The sequence below is a fragment of the Zoogloea oleivorans genome, assembly GCF_008107625.1.
Taxonomy (GTDB): domain Bacteria; phylum Pseudomonadota; class Gammaproteobacteria; order Burkholderiales; family Rhodocyclaceae; genus Zoogloea; species Zoogloea oleivorans.
The window spans coordinates 270709-273495 of the sequence record NZ_SDKK01000005.1 but is presented as its reverse complement, the minus strand read 5'-3'; the positions used below and the strand labels follow the sequence as shown (position 1 = coordinate 273495).

The 2787-nt window shown below is 43.3% G+C and carries 2 protein-coding genes; both read right to left on the bottom strand.

Going from position 1 to position 2787, the window contains the following annotated elements; genetic code table 11:
* Positions 1-1863, bottom strand: a 1863-nt coding sequence (locus ETQ85_RS07255; protein ID WP_222862091.1) for a hypothetical protein, incomplete at its 3' end; no start/stop codon positions are given.
* Between the two features lie 21 nt (positions 1864-1884).
* Positions 1885-2676 carry a site-specific integrase gene (locus ETQ85_RS07250; protein ID WP_148578365.1) on the bottom strand — a complete coding sequence of 264 codons (792 nt, stop codon included), beginning with the start codon at positions 2674-2676 and terminating at the stop codon, positions 1885-1887.
* Positions 2677-2787 lie beyond the last annotated feature (111 nt).

Sequence of the window (2787 nt, the reverse complement as noted above, 5' to 3'; positions counted from 1 at the left end):
CTTCAGACTTGAAACCGCCCACCCTTGAAAATTCAACACTCCGCTATCGCCATCAAAAGTGACTATCGCATTCTTGCTGAAAGAAACAACTGCCGATCGCCCTGAAGTCTCTCTGTCAATTACACTACCAAGAACTTCGTGAGCAATGGCCAAAGCACTTAGTTCGAAAACACTTTCTTTAGACTTATCAATAATATCGAAAGACATTCCGGCAACTTCGCGAGGTTTCAGTAAGTCATATGCTTCATTATGCTTAATGTCAGCGCGACCCGCTGCATATGCAGCGATAAGCTCCGAAACTCCCGCCTTCTTCAACTGCGACTGCCAGAAATGACGGAACTCGTGCGTCGTTACATCAATCTTTGCACCGTCGTCCTCATAAAATCCATACTTCTCAAATACAGAACAATGAGCTTCAACGGTTTTACGTTCTGTCAAAACGTGCTCAAAGGTATCTTGGCGAAAGCGTGATGGAATCAATTTGCAAGTTCCACGCCCCGTATGAGTTTGGTTGTGAAAGCAACAAAACATCAAATCACTATATTTCACCCCCCCAAAAGCATACGGAAAACCTTTCGGAAGCTTTTCAAGAAGAGCGTTCTCTAAGCTGGAAAATTCACAGAGGACCTCCTCCCCCCCTTCCCCGGAACCGCCCCTTTTCCGACGAACCAAATTCCTCTCACACCAAACATCCAAACTACCAACATCTATACCAACCAATTTAGATGCGTCCATTTCGGTCAGCCAAGTACACTTTCTAATATATTCTAATTCTGGCGGGAGATAGAGAACACTGGGATTACACTCATAATGCTTCGCCACTCGTCTTGGCTGCTCACTCAACCGCTTGAGTTTACCCACAATTAATTTTGCAAAACCGGCTAATTCCCTAGAAAACGGCTTCACCATTGGCGCACCACCCTTGACCGGCTTCCACCGTAGTGCAAAACGGTCTTCATCCTCCGCAATACCATCGGAATCAAGCTCGCCCTTTGCAAGAGTAAAAGACTCGGCATTGAAAGGCATAAGCGCAAGCTCTGTGATACGACAGTTCAAGCCAAGCGCTCCCAATGCCATTCCCAAAATAACCGGACCATCCTTTTCGTCGCAATACTCCCTCTTTCGATCAAAAGACCATTCTGCATTTGCTGTTAAATCGACGGGGATTTTCATATAAAGTTCACCATCCAATGCCCACATCGCCATTTGAATCAAAGAAACAACAGCTTTCATTGATGGCATTTTTTCTACTCGCCTTTTTTCGGACTCATCGGAAATATCCAGCCTCATCTCTATCGGCTTATCTCGCTGATTTTTCCAACTAACGGGCTTGGCAAATAGAAAATTATCATTCATTAAATCCAAGAAAACACTCAAACCAACAGCTCGACGATAAGCGCTCTCAGGTGCCAATTTCTCTAAGACAATATCTGCTGCAATAAAGTCACTCCTTAAAACAAGTGACGGGTGAGCCCTTTCACCAAGCCGTTGACACACAACATGATGCAGCACTTTAATCACAGTTAACATATCGCTTAAAGCTTGTGTCTTTGAATGTACTAACCGATGCAAAAAAACGGCCTTAAAGAAACTTAAAAATGGCTCCTGGATCAGGATATCGGCGCTAGGCTCTACAAGACCACGAGGGCTTTTTGTTCCATGTTTAGTAAATTTCACATGAGCCATTTTGGCTCTTTTTCCACCAAGAAACTGAAGATCGATAGACCAAACAAGCGAATCGAAATCAACAGATTTGAGCCCAATAACGCCCATATAGTTACTCTTAGCATAACTAATAAAGCCTTCTATCTGAGCCAAAGCACTCAACTCATCTTTTGGTACAAAAAGAGTAATATTATCCACAGAGCCACCATCAATCTAAATTCAGCTTGTCGTTATTAGATAGCAAACCTGGGCCATACCAAGGATGGGAGGTATTAGGCTAGATGCTATCTTTTCATCTTTTTCAAAAAACAAAAAATAGTTCGCCAGAGTAGCTTTCAACATCCCGTGATGATCAGCCTCCTTTATCGGGCGGAACTTTAGACAACAATAGCACGCTACTGGAACGCCTTGAGCGCATCGGATTCCGCCTGCACATCCTCCGATTGGATCAAAATTGCCAAGCTCCTCGCGAGCACGAACTGTTGAGAGGTCGCCTTTTTTAAAAACTTGCTTTGTTATAACAACACCAGAAAATGTCTTGGCTTTTACTCCAGCGCCAATTACTTCACTAATATCCTTAAAAACCTCAGCAGCAACCCTATCATGAGCTTGAGCCAAGACAATCTCATTTATATACACGATGACATTTTGTATATCGGAATGCCTCAGCACTCGGGCAGTAATATATGGGTTTCCAGTTTCTCGATAAGCCTCAGTCCCAACCGAATAGCGAAATCTATATGGATTTAGGTGAAAACCAAGAAAAAGCTTTCCAATAGTTTTCATTAAATAGATAGAGGCGGAATTTACACCCATATGTCCATCAAGAATTCCAGTTTGCCGTGCGGCGCAGCTATCCGAAAGCTCAAACAATGGTGCATTAAGGGGGCGTTTCGATATCTTAAGCCTCAGCAACTCTGCGACCTTGGAATCAACGGAATTCCCATAAGACATTCTACTTCTAGGAGGCTGCCCCGTCTTTCCATAGGGAATATCAATTGTCGCACTCACCACACTTCCATTCGATATACTCAAATGAACATCTAAGACTTTAAGGCTGACATAATCAATAGTCCTAAGCCCAAAAGAATTAAATAGAATTAGAGGGCGGTTTCAACTCTG